The following is an 18,350-nucleotide window of genomic DNA, read 5'->3' on the forward strand; positions in this document are numbered from 1 at the left end:
TTAATATTAACTCTTGATTCCGTGCCTGTTCTCTTTGTACATAGGAAAAACAAACTCACGTTTAAAATCGTCGTTCTCATTATACAAAAACTCTTCAATAAATATGAACTCTTCATTTTTCACTGAATCTACAAACATTTTTACCAAATCATAGTTTTTTAAATTGACCGTAAGTTTATTATCAGATTTTACCCATTGTATCCATTGTGGGATTTGCTTTAATTTTCTCCAGCTTTCCAATTCTGAAAAAAGTTGGTCTTTATTGTTTATCAATAATAAAAAATTCTTTATTTCTTTATCTGTGATTTTCCAAGATGCTTTTGACAGAATAATATTTTTATATTCAACTCTTGGTAAGAAATTATAAATATGTTTTAAATCACCCCAATTAAAATAAAGGCTCGATCGAATATTTTGTGAATAAAGATCACATAAAAAATGGTAAACAGGCAACGGATTTGCAGAATATTTATGGGCATTGGTCAGATAAGGCTTAACTTCCTTGTTAAATCTTTTGGAACGAAGCACTATTCTGTTGTTTTTTAAAGAGAGATAGAGATCATCTACCTGTATTTGATTTTCCCTAGGTAAAACAGATTGCGCGAGATATGGAATTTCATATTGTCGCAATGTTGGTCTTCTAATTACATTGCCTATTCTTGCATCAGGTAAATGAATAATTTCGGCCAAAATGTAGTCAGTGCTTAGCTCTTCTTCTTTTTGAGCTATTACTTTTGAAAGGTTTTGTACTTCTGATTTTTCAGAGCAAAATCTACCGAGCAGATTGGCAGCACTGCATCCGCCTCCGCCATCTAAAAATAATTTTTCATGATTACTCTCAGAAATAATTTCAGCCATAAAAGAAATGGTATCCGGTAAATCATCCCAGTTTTCTTTAAAATCCTGGAAGTCTTCATCTGATAGCTCAATCTTATATTGACGATGCAATAGAGCATCCTTAATTTTTCTGCTTAAAACTTGCCGGATCGGATCAAGTTCTATTGCTAGATTTTCTTTTTGGAATGTGGGAAGTTGCAGATCTTCAAGATATGGATGCAGCCCTTTTGTGATAACATCTTGTCTATATCCTACTCCTACTTCTGTATCTAAAGCGTAAGTTAAGGAAACTTCCTGTGTTTCAAATCTTTCGTTAAATGCTTTTTTGAATTTCTCTAAATGAGTTTCTTTCTTAGAGGAACTAATTCTATTAAGAAAACTAATTCCTTGTTTTAATTCTTTTTTCCAAAAAGTGGAAAGTATTACTGAACTGTTACTGTATAAATCAGTTTGAAAAAGATGATTTGGTTTAAATTCAACATTAAAAGATTGAATTAAATTTTCGATTTCAGTATAGTCCAAAATGGAGTTTCCAATGTTTTGATCCAAATCATTTAATTTCTTTTTTATAGATTTTAATATACTTACCTCCTTTTTTGATTTTATTCTTTCAAGAATTGAAATTATTTTTTCTAAAAAATCTTTTCCAGATACAAGTGGCTCTAATTCACTTATCAAAACTTGATTATCAATTAATTCTTCAACAAACTCCCTGGCTTCATCTTCTGTTATTTCCTCATTAATAAGAATTTCTGCAATTTGATCAATCGTTTTACCTTGTGCGGAGAAATCCAATATCTGCTGCAATTCCTTAGATAGATAAGCTGAAGAAATGATGTATTCTCTTTTTTCTTTAGTATACTCGTATTCTATATATCTAATATTGCTTCCAACCTTGTAAATACTGTTATTAGGGAAAAAAAATAATTGATTTCTAATTTTCGGAGTTTGAATAAAATATTGTGCTAAACCAACAAGATAGTGCATATCTAGTTTGGTGTCTCTTATTTTTTTATGATCATAATTACAGTTTAATTTTAGCTCATTGCTGAAGATACCCAAACCAACTTTTGAAAACAACCCAAAAGGAGTACATCTGGTACTGGTTCTGCTAAAATATTTTAAAACAGTAGTTTTTAATTTCTGAAATTCATTTGCTGGAAATTCTTCTTTATAATTTACCCATATTGCCAATTTATTATAGAGATAAGGTGAAGCCAAATAAATACCTTCTTGAAAAACAGGACTATTACAAATTATTCTTAGTTCCTCGTTAGTAATTTTATCGCTATTTGTTTTTTTCAAGAATTCTTTAAGCGAAAATAAAGGAGTACGAATTACATATTTGTCAAAAAATTGATATGGGAAGCGAGACATTATTTTTCATGTTTATTTAGGTTGGTAATCGGGATGTCCTAATTGCCAGAAAGTAAAAGTGAAAATATCACTTAACCCAGAATATCTTTGCGAAATAGGAATATTATTACCATGCCCTCCCTCATAATCAATTTTTAATAGTATAGGATTCTTAGAAACATTACAGGCCATTAATTTTGCGGCAAATTTTGTAGGCTGCCAAACAATAACTCTATTATCATTAATGCCTCCTGTTATAAGTGTAGCTGGATATTTAATTCCTTTTTTAATGTGATGATAAGCATCCATTTCAAGTAAATTTTTAAATTCATTTAATTTTTTAACGGTACCAAATTCTTTTATGTTGCCTTCACCATTTGGAGTATTTTCAAATCTAAGCATATTTATCATTCCAACTTCAACAATGGCTGCTTTGAATAAATCAGGTCTTTCGGTCATAGCTCTGCCAACTGTAATTCCTCCTGCACTTGTACCCCAAATAGCTGTTTTATCTTTTGATGTATAACCTTCTTTAATTAAATACTCAGTGCAATCAATGAGATCATGCCAAGAATTAAATTTTGTTTCTTTATAGCCATCTAAATGCCATGTTTCACCTTTTTCTCCCCCACCTCTTACGTGAGCAATTGCTACAATACCCCCTTGACTTGCCCATAATAGATAACTTTTAGCAAAAAAAGGACTTCTTGATATTCCATATGCACCATAAGCATCAATTAATGTTGGATTTAATCCATCTTTTATAAAATTCTTATTGTAAATCAGTGATAAAGGAATTTCTTTTCCATCTCTAGATTTTATGCTTAGTTCTTCTACAGCAATATCTTTGAATTCAGGATATTCAATAATTGGGGATAAATTTTCAGGGGTAAAAGTGCTATCATTAAGATTATATCTGAAACGCTGTTCTTCATTAATCCATCCAGAACAAGTTATCCAGATATCTGAAAAATCTTTACCTTTAGATTGTAAATTAACACTTCCTGAAACGTATGGTAATTTAATTGGTATCTCTTTTTTATCTTTTTTTAGATACAGTTTTGCCTCGACACCATTTTTTATCGTAGTAAAATAAATCCCATCCTTGTTGATTACATAACCTCCAATAACTTCATCTTTTTTTTCTGAAACTAAAATTTCAGGATTTTTAAAGTCAGGATTTTTAATATTTGTTTTACACAATTTAAAATTGGGAGAATTATATCCAGATAAAAAATATAGATCGTCACCAAATAATCTTATATAAAATACTTTATCATTTTTTTTATATAATTTTTTCCAATTCTTTTTATTATTTAATAAATTCTTTTTTTCAATAATAAAGGTTTCTCGAAAATCCTCTGCATCAACTAGCATTCCGATATAATATTGATCATTAGAATTAAATGTTAATATAGCAGGAGCAACATCATTACTAATTCTTAAATCTGGATTATTTGTGCTAGAAAAAATATCATTTCGTTTATTTGGGTCATCTCCAATCTTATACAGAATGGATTGAGTATTCTTCCCAAATAAATTAGAGGTTATGTCAACAATAGGATAATAAATATAAAAAAAACCCGAATTGTCTCCTAACCATTTTATACCTCCAACAGAACCTGCATTCGTTTGGTTTATAACTTGTGGATAAACGTGCTTGCTTTCGACATCCATTATTATGATTCTAGAAATTTCTTTACCTTTTTTAGATAAAGAAATAGCGAGTTTATTTCCATCCCAGCTAGGACTTATTAGGGTAACTATATCATTGTCTCCGGCGCTAAAAGGGTCATACAATAATATTTCCTGTCCATGGAAAGCATTTTTATAATATACCTTTGCCGTTTTTTCTTCCGCATTTTTTTTAAGATAAAAATATTTATTGTTGTTAGTAATTTTCAAATCTGATATAGAATAACCCTGCTTTTTATCTAATTCTAATCTTTTCTCTACATAATAATTTCTATTAGGAATTTTATTAAGTAGGGAATTAGTATAGCTGGTTTGTGATTGCATCCATTCTAATACTTTAGAATCTTGTAGGTTTTCTAGATTTCTATAATCATCGATAACTGTATTACCAAAGTATACATCAGTAGTTGGCTTTGATGGAGCTAAATTAGAAAACTGAGCTTGTACACCAAAGTAGAAAAAAATAACAACAATAAATATTAAATGTTTCATGGTTATAGATTATCTTCCCGTATCAAAACCTGATTGGTGATTACTTGCTCCATTTGGATCACCACAATCATTAATATTTTGTGACCCTCCAAATATTTTGCCAGGATTTGTAATTTTAGCAATTTGAAGCTTTTTTAAAGATAATTTTTTTTCTTTTTTGATTTCTTTTTTCATCATTTTAAAAATTTAATTTTTAGAATACAAAGGAAATAATTATTTTTTAAATAAAGGAAAAATAGATTATAAATTCCGTGAATTTATAAATTGACATCAATGTAAATAACTCATAAACAAATAAATACACTCTCAACTTATATTTAAATTGATAATTTCATTATTAAGAAAAATAAATAATAATTTTGTAAATCAAATGAACTCAAAATATGATGAAAATCACATTCCTTTTATTATTTCTATCTATCGGATGTAATTTACTGTATGCTAAAATAAATAATAGCATAGATTCTTTAAAAAAGTATACGTATAAAGAATTACAGGAAAAATTCTATAATTATAATTATGATGGAAAACCTGAAAGATCAAAGCTGATTGCACAATATTATTTATCCAAAGCAAAAAAAGAGAATAATAACTCACAAATGGCTGAAGGTTATGCATTCATGTATATTAATGAGGATAAAGAGAATGCATTAAAATATATAGACAGCATGGCTACAGTAGCCAAAAAATTAAACGAAAACATTTATCCCACCCGCATTTATCTATTGAAAGCCAATGTATATTTTAAATTCAATAATCAAAAAGAAGCTTTAAATAATTACATATTAGGATTAAAATACGCAAAACAAAATAATAATAAAAGGCAAATTGCCCTAGCTGAAACCAATATTGCTTATTTGAACAGCTATATTGGAAAACATTATGAGGCAGCAAAAATATTGAGATATTATATGGATAATGCAGATTATCTTAACGAAAATGAAATAGAAAAGATAAGAGTTAATCTCATTGATGCATATATAGAAATTAATAAATTAGACTCAGCCAACACGTTGATAAACAACGGATTAATTGCTTTCAAAAATAAAGACCCTTATAAATATAATCAGTACATAGCTTTATCAGGATGTTACAATTTGAAACTTAAAAGGTACAATAGTGCCATTAATGATTTATCGAGAGCAAAAAAATATTTTTTTACATCTGATGACGAAAGAAATAAAAATTATACATTATTATACTTAGGAGAGTCTTATAAGGAAAATCATGAAAATATAAAAGCTGTACAAAACTTTGTACAAATAGATTCTCTTATCCAAAAAAGTAATTACATTTTCCCTGAACTCCGGGAAGTATATACTTTTTTAGTTGATTACTACAAAGAAAAAAAAGATAAGGAAAAACAATTATATTATATTGAAAGGTTTTTAAAAATTGATCAGCTATTGGATTCTCAATTTCGTGATGTTTCAAGAGAGCTTCCCAGAAGATATGACAAACCAAAATTGTTGTTAGAAAAAGAGACCATAACAAATGAATTAAAGAAAAATAAAATAATTTTAATTGTTTCTGTCGCAGGTTTGTCAATAGCTCTTCTCATATTTACATTACTATATTATAAATCCAAAAAAATTGAAAAAAAACACCGAAAAATTGCACAGGAATTAATGCAATCGGTTCAAGAAAATAGTAAAATAAAAGTTAATAGTAAGTCTAAAGAAGATTTCTCAGATAAAATTATACAGCAGGAAAATATAAAAGATAAAACAATTAATATTGTTTCTGAAGATTTGGTACAAACTATTCTGAAAGAATTGGAAACCTTTGAGGCTAGGGAACTTTTCTTAAATAAAGGAATTACTTTAAGTAATGTGGCAAAAAAAATAAAAACAAATTCTAAATACCTGTCTGAAGTTATAAATGTTCACAAAGGAAAAATTTTTGCAGCTTACATTAATGATCTACGCATAGATTATGCTATAAACAGATTAACAACAGACAAAAAATTCCGTTCATATAAAATACCATTCATTGCAGAAGAATTAGGGTATAATAATGAACAGGCATTCACGCTAGCCTTTAAAAAAAGGACAGGTATTACACTTTCCACCTATTTGAAAGAAATTGAAAAAAACATGCAGAAATAAATATTAAAACACTCATTATAAGCATTTTAAATATAAAAAATCATTGATTTTATAGTAATAGTTTCATTGAATTTATAAAGTAATTACTTGCATACTTTTATATTATTCCCGCATCTTTGCTTCAGGTAAAAACACAAATATTTATTTTTTGTATGTGTACAGTACAAAATGTAAATAAAGATGCTGATCAGCAAAAAACCCATGTCAGGGATTGTATGGCAAATAATTATTTAGTAATTTAAAAATTCAAAAAAATGAAAACATTAAATGTTTCGCAAATGGAAAATTTGTTAGGAGGAACGGGTCCAATGGCAACTTGTGGACAAGCAGTAGTTATGGGTGCTATGATAGGTGGCATGTTTAGTCCAGCAGGTGCTTTACTAGGAGCAATTGTTGTAGCTGGATTTTCAGAAAATTGCAACAACTAATATATTTTAAAGATACTACCTTTGAGTGATCAGAGGTAGTATTACTAAACAACAAATTATGGATATTCTATTTAATTATTTAGAGAAAAAATATTTGGAGAAAAAATATGAACCTTTAAAATTAGAGTTTTGTAAAACTAGTGACCAACTCACCATAAAAAACTCTTTTTATTATTTCAGACTTAACAAATTAAATGACCGATATGTTTTGTCACGCTTTTGGAAGAGAGGTTTTTTATTTCTATTATTTAAAAAACAAAATATGGATATGACCAATATTTATGAGGATATAAAAGAATTTGCTCAGAAAGAGAATATTATTATTGAAGAACTCTTTTACAACAGTTCCGCTATTAGGTAGATTTCAGAACTACCAGTGAAAAGCATTTAAGAAAATGCCCGTTAATGAGATCAGATTGTATCGTCATAAGCTATGGTTTCAGTTGGAGGAATTACTCTGAACTTTCTTTGTTATATTAGAAGTTCCCGTGAGGCTGGCTATTGGAAGCGCTTGACTAATCGGAACCGCAGTATGAGCAAGGGTAGAATTTTATAGAATAATAATTGCAGCACTAGCAATTTTTTTCACGTGTGTGAGAATAGATTTATAGTAAACCCCTGCTATTTCATAAAGTAATTATGTTGTTTTTGTAAAATCAAAAGACAATTAAATTTTCAATAATCGAAAAAGAGATGTTAAAACCTCTCTTTATATAACACGAATGAATCTTAAAGCAATACCACTATCAAGCTGAATAAGCATGTGATTTACAAAACACATATAAACAATAATTTAAAAACCCTTAGCAGCTTAAGGATTAATTTAAGGGTAAAATATTTTGAAGTTTTCTGCGACCATCATAAGTTTGCTTAAAGTAAAACACAAATGTTTACTTTTTGTATGTGTACAGTACAAATGTAAATATAAAACGCTGATCAGCAAAACTCCCATGTCAGGGATTGTATGGCAAAACAAATTTTATTAAATTTAAAATATTAAACAGAATGAAAAAATTAAATGTTTCGCAAATGGAAAATTTGCAAGGTGGGACAAATAGACAATGTCTAATAGATGGTATTCTTACTACAGTAGCTATAGCATGTGGAGCGGGTCTTTTAGGTGCTATTGGAGGTTTATATGCTGCTAATTCAAATGGCTGTTTTAATTAAAATAAAAAAATTATGAAAAAGCTTACTATCAATCAAATGTCTGAATTCAAAGGAGGAGTGAACGGTACAGGTTGTTTCCTTGCAGGATTGCAAGCCGCCACTGTATTAAACCCTCTTACATGGCCATACTCTATTGCAGCTGCACACTACGCAATTGGATGTTGGAATTCTTAATTTTAAATTGTAATTATGAACAAAAAAATTATAATAATCGTTTATATCGTAATTGCTTTAATCGTATTGTTTTTAGATATTTTCTTTAAAATATTAAATGACTCTACAAGAAAATTATTTATGATTATTACAGTTTTTGTCTCAATTATAACAGCTGTTAATAATTACAAAAAAAAATAAATCACTTACTTTTTGAGTTTAAAAAGAGAGGCCTAAAAAACCTCTCTTTATTTAACACTCAATATAAAACAGATTAAGCATTATCATGGGCATATTCATAATGAGTTTGGTAATGATTTGTTGTTTAATAATCCTCACATTTCATTTATTAACCACGTTCAGTTTATTTCAAGATTATTTGCCCATTATTTTATTAGGACTATCTTTATTCCTAAATGGAAGGAAATATTAATTTCTTTTAATACTACTATTATTTTAACTTTTACACACAATTTCCTTACTTAACTAATATTTAATTTTTTCTCATATTATGAAAAATTTAATACTTTTCGTAAGTATTGTCTTGTGCTACTTTTCACTTGCTTACTTAGACAAAACTTACATTACAACCAGTTCAAAAATATTTGATTTCCTTGCTAAAGACTATCCTAATGAAGTAGTCAAAAACTATATGGACAGCCAAAAAAAATGGTGGTGGATAAGTTATGCGGCAACACCATTATTTATTGGGATCAAGGTTCTGTTGGTTGCGTTCTGTCTTAATTTTATTAAACTTTTTGATTTACCGGGATTAGACAAAGTAAAATTTTCAGATATAATAACCCTTGTTTTAATAGCAGAGTCTGTTTTTATCATAGCAGGCTTTTATAAGTTTGTTAATTTTTATTGGATCGATACAGATTATACGCTTGAGAATCTGCAAACTTATTACCCCATCTCTTTATTAAATATAAAAGAATACATTTCAACTGAGAAATGGTTGGCTTATCCTTTACAATTAGTTAATCTATTTGAGTTATTCTATTGGGGAATTCTCGCCTGGGGAATTTGGGAGCTTTCAGATCAAAAAATCAGTTTTCCAAAATCTTTAGGTTTAACAACAGTCACTTATGGGATTGGCCTGCTCTTCTGGATGGGTGTGGTTTCATTTTTTATCCTAAACGCTCAGTATTAATGTATGAAAAACAATAAACTTTTAAAAATATCAGCTGTTATTTTTCCAATTCTGCTGATTGGGATAATGGCATATTTATTTTTAAACTTTCAGAAAAAGAAAGAAAAAATAGATGCATTGAAGAATGTTCCGGCATTTAGTCTTACAACTATTGATGGGAATTCTTTCAACCAATACAATTTGGCCAGCGGACAGACTAAAGTCATAATATATTTCAATCCCGGCTGTCATTTTTGTCAGGCAGAAGCAGATGAGCTGTCTAAAAATTATCACATTTATAAAAACATACAGTGGATTTGGGTTGCCAGTGAACCATTAAATGAGATCAAAGAATTTGCAGAAAAATATAACCTGAATAACTATAATAATATATTTTGGTGTCACGATGAAATGGCTACACTTTACCAAAAACTAGCGATGAACAGTGTCCCTTATTTTTTAGTATACGACAAAAACAACCATCTTATAAGAAGAAATTCGGGAGCCATAAAACTAGAAAAAATCATAACCAATCCTGATGAAAGAAAATAGACACATAAAAAAAACATTCTCTCTCCAAAAGGATTTAACCGATTGCGGAGTTGGATGTTTACAATCCCTGGTCCAGTATTATGGGGGCCATATTTCATTAGAAACTCTCCGTGAAAAAAGCGGAACAGGCAAAACAGGAACTACACTTTTAGGATTGCATCAATGTGCTAATTCTATAGGTTTTGAGGCAGAAGGATGTGAAGCCGATGTAGATGCTCTTATTGAACATGGAGAACCTGTTATTTTACATACTATTATAGATCAAAAATTTGAACATTATGTTATATGCTATTACTACAATCTTTCTGAAAATCATCAATTTCTTATCGGAGATCCTGCAAAAGGTTTAGAATACTGGACAAGGGAATATCTGGAAGAAGTATGGCAGTCTAAAACCTGCCTTACTCTAAAGCCTAATACACAGTTTCAAAAAAAAGAACAAACCGATACAGAGAAAAAAAAATGGCTCAAAAATCTTATCAAAGAAGACCAAGAGGCCATTTATACCATTATTTTTCTAGGCCTTATTTTCTCACTATTAGGTATGTCAATGTCTATTTTTTCACAGAAATTAATTGACGATATCCTACCAAAGAAAAAAATATCCGTTTTATTGTTAAGTATTTCATTTCTCGGATTTCTCCTTTTTGCGAAGGTAATTATTCAGGCGTTGAGGGAACTTTATATTATTAAGCAAAGTAAATCATTTAATGAAAGGATTAATAAAAACTTCTACTCTTCTCTTCTTTATCTTCCAAAAATGTTTTTCGACAGCAGGAAGGTGGGTGATTTTGTCGCAAGGCTTAATGATACACAAAGAATACAAACTGTCATAAAACAGCTTATTACCAATACTGTCGTCGATGTTCTGGGCATTTTAATATCTACAGGCTTTCTTTTCTTCTATTCCTGGAAACTGGCTATGGTATGCATCATTATTTCACCTGTAATCTTCTATATCATCTTCAGCTTTAATAAAAAAATTATTGATGCCCAAAGGAACGTTATGCAATCCTATAGTATAAACGAGGCAAATTATATTGACAGTATAAGAGGAATAGAAGTTATCAAAGGCTTCTCCAAGCAGCATATGTTCATCAAAAGAAATGAAACTCTATTTGGTTTTTTCCAGGCAAAGATTTTTGAGCTTGGAAAACTTAACTTAACCATAGCATTATATTCAGGAATGGTTTTGGTTTCCTTTCTTATTATCATTCTTGGTTTTTCTTCCTATAATGTTTTGAACGGGGAAATTAAAACCGGAGAATTAATGGCGGTTATAGGAATTTCCAGTTCACTGCTCTCTTCAATCACTAATCTGGCATTGATAACCATTCCAATACAGGAAGCCAAAGTGGCCTTTGACAGAATGTTTGAATATTCTTCATTAGAAAAAGAAAAAATGGAGGGCCTGGAAATTACAGAGATTAAATCGATTGACATTGACCATATGGACTTCAGGTTTAATGGAAGAAGCAGGCTCTTAAATCAAATCTCTTTTTCTCTTCAAAAGGGAAATATAACGTGTCTTCTCGGAGAAAGTGGAAGCGGAAAAACCACACTGACAGAAATATTACAAAAAAATTATCTCCCTGAAAATGGAGAGATTATTATCAATAAAAACATCTGTTTAAAAGATATTTCTATAACTAATTGGCGGAGTTTGACCGGCATTGTCCCACAAAACATACAAATTTTCAATGGGAATATTTTGGAAAACATTATTCTTGAAGAACAAGTTGACGAGCATAAGCTAAGGAAATTAATTTCTCTTGGTTTTGATCATTTTATTAACTCTTTACCTCAGGCTCTTTTAACTTTAGTAGGTGAAGAAGGTATAAATTTGTCTGGCGGACAGAAACAATTACTTGGCTGGATGCGTGCTTTATATCATGATCCGCAATTTTTAATTTTAGATGAGCCAACTTCTTCGTTAGATAAGGCAAACAGAAAATTCATTTATGATTTAATACAAAAATTAAAAACAGAAAAAATAATCTTAATAATTAGCCATTATTTGGAAGATCTAAAAGAAATCTCTGATGAAATATTAACAATAAAAGATACTCAAATTTCTGAATTGCTATCTTGTTAAATTGAGTAACTCCAACCATTTAATTATGGTTTCTTGTTGAAAGTGTTTATCTTACTATCTTCAGATTGATAAATACTTTTCTCAAAACCTTAGTAATGAAAAGAAGTGATTGCTGATTTGAAGATTAATTTTTTTTTCAAATGCAGATCAGGAAATATCATTTCCATAGATACTTTTATCTCAATTTCTTTTAATGATGAGCTTATATGTGGTATGATCTTTTTTTATTAGGTTTGTCTTTATTGAAAAAACAAGTAATGATTTATGAAAATGCTAAATAGAGCCCTGCTCATTTCTTTTCTAATTTGTATAGCTGTTATAATACTTTTATACATCAGTCTTACAAATGACGTTGGGAATATTGCAATGAATAGTAGGACAGATAATCCTAATTTTCATACAAAAGGAATAATCACGTATCAGTATTATCAAGCAAGTACAAAATATAAAGGCGAGAGAAAAACTATTAGAAAGGCTCTTATAAATAAAGTGCCCAAATTAACAACTATAAAAAAAGGATGGATTGTCATAAGATTTATTGTTAACTATCAAGGCTTGACGGATAGATTCAGATTTTTTTGCATTGATGAAAAATATGGAGATGCTAAATTGAGTAATCAGGAAGAAGAAAACTTCTTAAAACTCATTCGACCATTACACAATTGGGAAATTGGAAAAGTTAACGGAGAAAAAGTTGATTCGTATTATCAGATAACATTCAAAGTTGAAAATGGAAAAGTCATTGATATATTTTAAGATAAAGATTATAATAAAATCTTTCTTTTTGATTTTATTCACAGGAACTATTATTTTGTTGATTTTCATCATATTTTTTCTTAATAAGGATAGAAGATTTGCACTAGCAGAAGATTTACAGGGAACTCAGCTTTCGCAGTTTATGTTTAAAATTTTGACAAAACAAAATCCTGAATATTCTGATGCTTATCATGAGCAATCTGTCGCCTATAATAAAAGAGGATTATATCACGAAGGATTTAAATTACTTGATAATGCTGTTATGCTAAATCCCAAAAGACATTTGGGCTATAGAGGGTGGATGAAATTAGAAAAGCTCAAAGACTATAAAGGAGCGATTACTGATTTAGAAAGACTGAATACCTTAACTCCTAATATTATAAATGATGTACAAGGAGAGAATATTAGCTATCTTCTTGCAATATCATATCAGGGATTAGGTAATTATGATAAATCTAAACATTATTATGAAAAGTTCTTTGAAACTACAGATAGTGCGACTATAAATTTAAAGTCTATAGTTTATGTAAATTATGGCACATTGTTGGAAAAACTAAACCTTAATCAAGAAGCTTTAAAACAGTATAACAGATCACTAAAGGGGCATTTTAAATTTTCAGAGGCTTACTTTCATAAGGGAGAAATATTTGAAAAATTAGGAAGGAAAGATTCTGCAATCTTTCATTACAAAGAAGCACTGAAACATTATGACAAAGGATCAAAACTGAAAGATGTTTATAATGAAGTTTTCAATGAATTGTACAGAGATGATATTTTAGAAAAACTTAGTCATCAGAAATGGCTTGAAAGATAATTTTAAGTCAAAATTAAAAGCAATTTTTGAAGTCTGTAAAATTTTTTCTTAAATAGAAAATCTAAGGACAGTAAAAGGCGGAAATTGTAATATGATTTAATAGACAATATATAAATATTTAGCACCTAAATTAGCACCTTAAAATTAAAAGTCCCTGTAGACAATTATCTACAGGGACTTTTGCGGAGAGAGAGGGACTTGTATCTTTTGTGCTATAACAATAGGAGACCTTTTGGGTCTGGGTCTCCCTTTCCGTATATCTAAAAGCCTATTGCTGGTAGGTTGCTCCCCAGCAGAGCCTACTCCCTCTTTGGCTTTGAAACTAAATTAATATTTTTTTGTTTTATATAATTTAAGTAAGTATAATTTCTTGGCAATATTACTTCATTCGAGTCCCAAAATGTTGCAGTAAGACCAGAATTCGGATTTGTCAGTCTGTTGGGTTCTTTCTACTTTACCATTTAAATGAGGGGATCTGGGCTTGATGGGTCTGTATTTGATAAAATGCTCAATGCAATTCGTATTGAAAGGAATAATTAAAAAATTCCGTACCCCAATCGGTTTGAATATGCTGTATAGGAAAATAGAATGTATCCAAAATTTCACCTAAAAAATGTATCGTACTTTCTGCTTTTTTATTAGAGTAGATCCTAATAACTTTCATTCTTGTACAGTCATCAATAGCTGTAAATTGATAAGCCTTATTTCTGATTTTAGTAACATCCAGCTGAACTCTATCCCCTGGAACTTCTTTGCTGTATCTTTTGTAATCAGATTTTTTACGCCTTTTGATTATAGGATTAACTTTGTGTTTAAAGAGCACCCTCCAAACAGTCATTGCAGAAAGCATGATTCGTTTTCGAAGCAGATGAATTGAGATTCTTGCAGTTCCCCATCTTTTTTTCTCTCTTAGATCAAGGATAATAGATTCAGTTTCTTTTGTAACCTTAGTATTGGTGAGGGTTTTAGGACGTCTTGACTTATCTGACAGTCCTTGTTCTCCTTCTTTTTTATACCTTTTTATCCAACGGTGAAGTGTTGATCTTGCAATTCCACAGCGTAAAGCCGTTTTCGTTACAGACCCCGATTCTAAATAGATTTTAAGCCAATCTTTGCGAGCCTTGACTTGCTGTTGCTGTTTATTCATGGATAAGAGTTCTAAACTTTACACCATAAATTTAAGTCATTTTTGTAGCGGATCTATTGATACTTTACAGATAATCAAGTAGATGAAACACATCTGAGCATATAATCCCATTCAATTTGTTCTGTTTTTTTTGTTACTTTATAGTTAAAGATTATTTAATTCTACATTTTATCTCTCTATATATAGTTATTTCCTATAGTACCAATGGAATACAAAAAATTTCCTCGAAAAAATGGCGAAACGGCGAAGGTTTAAAAAAATATTGAAAACCAATATATATGGTAATAAACTACTAATTTCTCTTTCGGGTGAAAATAAAAAAACATATTTGATTTTGTCTTGGTTTATAATTTTTTTCCAACTTACCTTTATTTTCTATATTATAAGTCCAATATCTAATTTTATTTATCTATTGATGGGATTACTTTTCCATCTATTTCTTGCTATTTTCATGAAGTTAAGGGATTTTTTCTTTGCATTTTTATCAAGCTATCCTATATTATTTTTCACATTTTTGGAAATTCATGAAATCTCATTTGATAAATTAATTATGCATTTTTTTTAATCTTTCAATGTATGAATATATTACTTCAGTAGTTAAGTCCTCAAGATTTGGCTCTTGGCTATTAATTAGTATGGAAATAATTAAATTATATTTGGGATATATTCTGAGAATTGCTCTAGCTCCATTTTCTAATCCATTGTGTCCTAAAAAACTATTATTATAAAAATCTACATTGGACATAATTCCAATACCGTAACCTGTTTTACTACCTGAGCTCAATACTTGTTGTTTTGCCATAATCTGAACTGGTCTATAAGAATTAAAAATTAGATCAGGCTTAAAAAAAACATTTCCTAGCTTAATTAAATCTTCCGAGGTAGAAAGATGACAACCTTGAGCATATTTAAATTTACAATCCATATAAGGGGATTTTTGAATGGTTCCTCCTTTATTTACATAAAAATTGGCAATTTCTGGTTTATTCAAATTATAATCTGGAATTGTATTTGTCATCCCAATTTTGTTGATAATATACTCTTCTTGGCATTGAATAATTGTCTTTCCGCATCTTTTTTCAATTAATAATCCTAATAATTTATAACCATAATTGCTATACTGAAATTGAGTACCCGGCTCAAAGTCTAAATCATCCTTTTTTAAACTATTATAAAATTTTTGTTCAGTATAATCATTATATTGGTCCCATCTTTCGCCAGAAGGATTTCTTTTTAGCCCGGATAAGTGACCTGATAATTGTCTTATTGTAAAGTTATATTTTTCACGAGAAATACTATCTAAATAAAATGAGGGCTTGTTATCAATATTTATTGAATCCAGTTCATTTAATTTCATTAATGTGAGAGCTGTAATTATTTTGGAGATGCTGGCTATTCGAAATTTTGTGAGAGAAGGATCAACCTTAATTTTATTATCAATATCCGAATAGCCAAAACCTTCTGATAAAATGATATTCCCCTCATAAGAAATAGAAACAGACATTCCTGGAATATCATTTTGTTTTAAAAAGCGTTCAAGTTTCTTCTTAGTATTACTATTCTCTTTCGCGAACAAATTATTTTGACTAGATATATAAGTAGGACTTAAAACAGTAAAGAGTAAAAATAAAAAGTTTCTCATTTTTAAATGTGTTTTCCAAAAGGAATTTAATAGAAAGTATTTTATCAAAATTATAAAATCTTTTAATAAAGTTTGATATACAAAAGATTTTAATATTATTACCTCATAAAACATTTCAGTCTAACTTATCTTTCTTGTATCGCAAGTCTAATATTTCCACACTCCAACACCTGTATGTTATCACATTCTACTATGTGCCGACTAGAGATATTTTTGATGTTATAAAATTTCGTGTTAAATTAGTTATTGGATTATATCAAAATAACTTATAATAAAATTTCCGACGAATGAAATTATCTACTGAATTAGGAGATAAATATGTAAACACAGTTCTTTCCAATCTTTCTCTGAAAGATCTTCAGAGTGAAGAGTGGAGGCTAATAGAGGGCTTTGAAAATTATGCTATTTCTAATTATGGACGGGTAAAAAGTCTAGAACGAAGTTTTGTAAATTCATATGGAGGAGAACATAACCTCCTCGATAGAATTATGAAACTACAAGTTTGTAGATATTTTAATAAATATCTACAAACTCATTTTTATAGTGTGAGATGTAACCTTTGTATTGAAGGGAGGTCATACGGAAAATCAGTAGCGCGCTTGGTGTATTATCATTTTGTTGAAAAATTTAATATGGATGATCATTCATTTCTTATGTCTTTTAAGGATAATAATAGGTTTAATGTACATTTTAGCAATTTGGAGAAATTAACAGTGAGCAAACTGCACAGCAAGTCGCTGAGTACCGGTAGAGGAAAGAAAGGGAATTATCAGCAGGCCGTGAGCCAATACACAGTTCATGGTGATTTTATTGCCAGCTATGAAAATATTTATGCAGCAAGCGAAACTTTGGGAATTTACCCTCCTCATATTCTATCAGTACTCAATAAAAAAAATATTACCGCAGGAAAATTTCTATGGTTTAAAAAAGAATATAAACCTAGTAAAAAAGATCTTATACCGGAGAGAAAAAACAAACCGGAAAAGATACTCAATACAAGTCTGTGGAAAAGACTCGGGCAGCCACTAATTGATGAAAGCAATCCTCCGGCCTGTATGAATTTATCGCTAAAGGATCTTCCCGGAGAAAATTGGAAACCGTTTCCTGATCTTGAGCCATATTTTGCCATTTCCAATAAAGGAAGAGTAAAACGGTTAAACACCTGGACACAGAATGTAAGCCAAACTTTTTGGAAAGAGCATATTATCTCGCTCTTTGTACAAAAGTCTGATAGTGAAAAATATTTTCTTTATACTAAGTTAAGTTGTAATGGAAAAAGCTATAATATAGCCATTATCCGAATGCTTTATTTTTGTTTTATAGAAAAATTTGATCTTAAAGACAGAAATCTGGTCATCGTAAACAAAAATGATCCACAATGGGATTTAGATATTTCGAAATTAAACTTACAGTCTGTTACTAACATCCTTACTGAAAGAAATAAACAGTATGCTACTAAGGTAAGGAAGGTACTTAATTCCAAAGAAGTATTCAACACTTCTCTTTGGGAAAAACTAGGTAAACCCCGGATTAGTAAGAAGAGTCCTCCTCCCATTTTCGATTTATCTTTAAGAGACTTACCGGATGAACACTGGAAGCCATTACCCGGCTTTAAAGATAAATATGTTATATCTAATAAAGGCAGGATAAAGCGTTTGATTGGATGGAGATCTGGTGCTGAATTTTATGGAGAGGAACAGATTCTATCTCTGAAGTTCAAAAAATCGGATTCTCCTTATCTTTATTTTAATCTGTGTACGAATGAAAGACGATTTGAAAAAAGACTTCCAAGAATGCTTTACTATTGTTTTGTTGAAGAATTTGATCTGAATGACAGAACACTATGGATAGTTAATGAAAATGAGGCTCTATGGGATATAGATCTATCAAAGCTATCCTTACGCTTAATGGCAGATGCATTTAATAAAAGGAAAATTAAAACGTAGAATATTAGAGTCAAAAAAATCCCT

15 protein-coding genes are annotated in these 18,350 nt (G+C 29.7%); 10 read left to right on the top strand and 5 right to left on the bottom strand.

Going from position 1 to position 18,350, the window contains the following annotated elements; translation table 11 throughout:
- Positions 1 to 6: 6 nt before the first annotated feature.
- From J2T03_RS05135 to J2T03_RS05145, 3 genes are read right to left on the bottom strand one after another with little or no spacing between them, the layout of a single operon-like run.
- Positions 7 to 2,214, bottom strand: a complete 2,208-nt coding sequence (locus tag J2T03_RS05135) for a lantibiotic dehydratase family protein (protein WP_307209829.1) — start codon at positions 2,212 to 2,214, stop codon at positions 7 to 9.
- A gap of 12 nt (positions 2,215 to 2,226) precedes the next feature.
- A complete protein-coding gene (locus J2T03_RS05140) occupies positions 2,227 to 4,380 on the bottom strand; it encodes a prolyl oligopeptidase family serine peptidase (RefSeq protein WP_307209832.1) in 2,154 nt (717 codons plus the stop codon).
- A 9-nt stretch (positions 4,381 to 4,389) separates the two neighbouring features.
- A complete protein-coding gene (locus J2T03_RS05145) occupies positions 4,390 to 4,557 on the bottom strand; it encodes a hypothetical protein (RefSeq protein WP_307209833.1) in 168 nt (55 codons plus the stop codon).
- A 206-nt stretch (positions 4,558 to 4,763) separates the two neighbouring features.
- Between J2T03_RS05145 and J2T03_RS05150 the strand changes: the two genes are divergently transcribed.
- The 9 genes from J2T03_RS05150 (at position 4,764) to J2T03_RS05190 (ending at position 13,591) form a co-directional block, all read left to right on the top strand.
- On the top strand, positions 4,764 to 6,488 hold the full coding sequence (locus J2T03_RS05150; RefSeq protein ID WP_307209835.1) for a helix-turn-helix domain-containing protein: 1,725 nt from the start codon (positions 4,764 to 4,766) through the stop codon (positions 6,486 to 6,488).
- Between the two features lie 254 nt (positions 6,489 to 6,742).
- Entirely contained in the window at positions 6,743 to 6,916 is a 174-nt protein-coding gene (locus tag J2T03_RS05155; RefSeq protein WP_307209837.1) for a hypothetical protein, read from the top strand.
- A 58-nt stretch (positions 6,917 to 6,974) separates the two neighbouring features.
- A complete protein-coding gene (locus J2T03_RS05160) occupies positions 6,975 to 7,277 on the top strand; it encodes a hypothetical protein (RefSeq protein ID WP_307209838.1) in 303 nt (100 codons plus the stop codon).
- Positions 7,278 to 7,921: 644 nt separating this feature from the next.
- Positions 7,922 to 8,086: a hypothetical protein gene (locus tag J2T03_RS05165; protein WP_307209840.1), complete on the top strand. Its 165-nt coding sequence runs from the start codon at positions 7,922 to 7,924 to the stop codon at positions 8,084 to 8,086.
- A gap of 664 nt (positions 8,087 to 8,750) precedes the next feature.
- Positions 8,751 to 9,395 (top strand): hypothetical protein, encoded by a 645-nt coding sequence (locus tag J2T03_RS05170; RefSeq protein WP_307209841.1) that lies wholly within the window; start codon positions 8,751 to 8,753, stop codon positions 9,393 to 9,395.
- 3 nt (positions 9,396 to 9,398) lie between these two features.
- The gene (locus J2T03_RS05175) at positions 9,399 to 9,926 is read left to right on the top strand and encodes a TlpA family protein disulfide reductase (RefSeq protein ID WP_307209843.1); all 528 of its coding nucleotides are present in this window, start codon (positions 9,399 to 9,401) and stop codon (positions 9,924 to 9,926) included.
- Entirely contained in the window at positions 9,913 to 12,021 is a 2,109-nt protein-coding gene (locus J2T03_RS05180) for a peptidase domain-containing ABC transporter (protein WP_307209845.1), read from the top strand. Before J2T03_RS05175 ends, J2T03_RS05180 begins: the two co-directional genes overlap by 14 nt.
- Before the next feature lie 264 nt (positions 12,022 to 12,285).
- Positions 12,286 to 12,777 (top strand): hypothetical protein, encoded by a 492-nt coding sequence (locus J2T03_RS05185; RefSeq protein ID WP_307209846.1) that lies wholly within the window; start codon positions 12,286 to 12,288, stop codon positions 12,775 to 12,777.
- Positions 12,752 to 13,591 carry a tetratricopeptide repeat protein gene (locus tag J2T03_RS05190; RefSeq protein WP_307209848.1) on the top strand — a complete coding sequence of 280 codons (840 nt, stop codon included), beginning with the start codon at positions 12,752 to 12,754 and terminating at the stop codon, positions 13,589 to 13,591. Before J2T03_RS05185 ends, J2T03_RS05190 begins: the two co-directional genes overlap by 26 nt.
- Positions 13,592 to 14,099: 508 nt before the next feature.
- Here the strand turns inward: J2T03_RS05190 and J2T03_RS05195 are convergent.
- Positions 14,100 to 14,738: a helix-turn-helix domain-containing protein gene (locus J2T03_RS05195; protein ID WP_307209850.1), complete on the bottom strand. Its 639-nt coding sequence runs from the start codon at positions 14,736 to 14,738 to the stop codon at positions 14,100 to 14,102.
- A gap of 544 nt (positions 14,739 to 15,282) precedes the next feature.
- On the bottom strand, positions 15,283 to 16,380 hold the full coding sequence (locus J2T03_RS05200) for a serine hydrolase domain-containing protein (protein WP_307209852.1): 1,098 nt from the start codon (positions 16,378 to 16,380) through the stop codon (positions 15,283 to 15,285).
- Positions 16,381 to 16,667: 287 nt separating this feature from the next.
- On the opposite strand from J2T03_RS05200, the gene J2T03_RS05205 reads away from it, so the two are divergent.
- On the top strand, positions 16,668 to 18,326 hold the full coding sequence (locus tag J2T03_RS05205) for an NUMOD4 domain-containing protein (RefSeq protein ID WP_307209854.1): 1,659 nt from the start codon (positions 16,668 to 16,670) through the stop codon (positions 18,324 to 18,326).
- Positions 18,327 to 18,350 lie beyond the last annotated feature (24 nt).

It is taken from the genome of Chryseobacterium lathyri (assembly GCF_030812195.1).
GTDB lineage: Bacteria > Bacteroidota > Bacteroidia > Flavobacteriales > Weeksellaceae > Chryseobacterium > Chryseobacterium lathyri_A.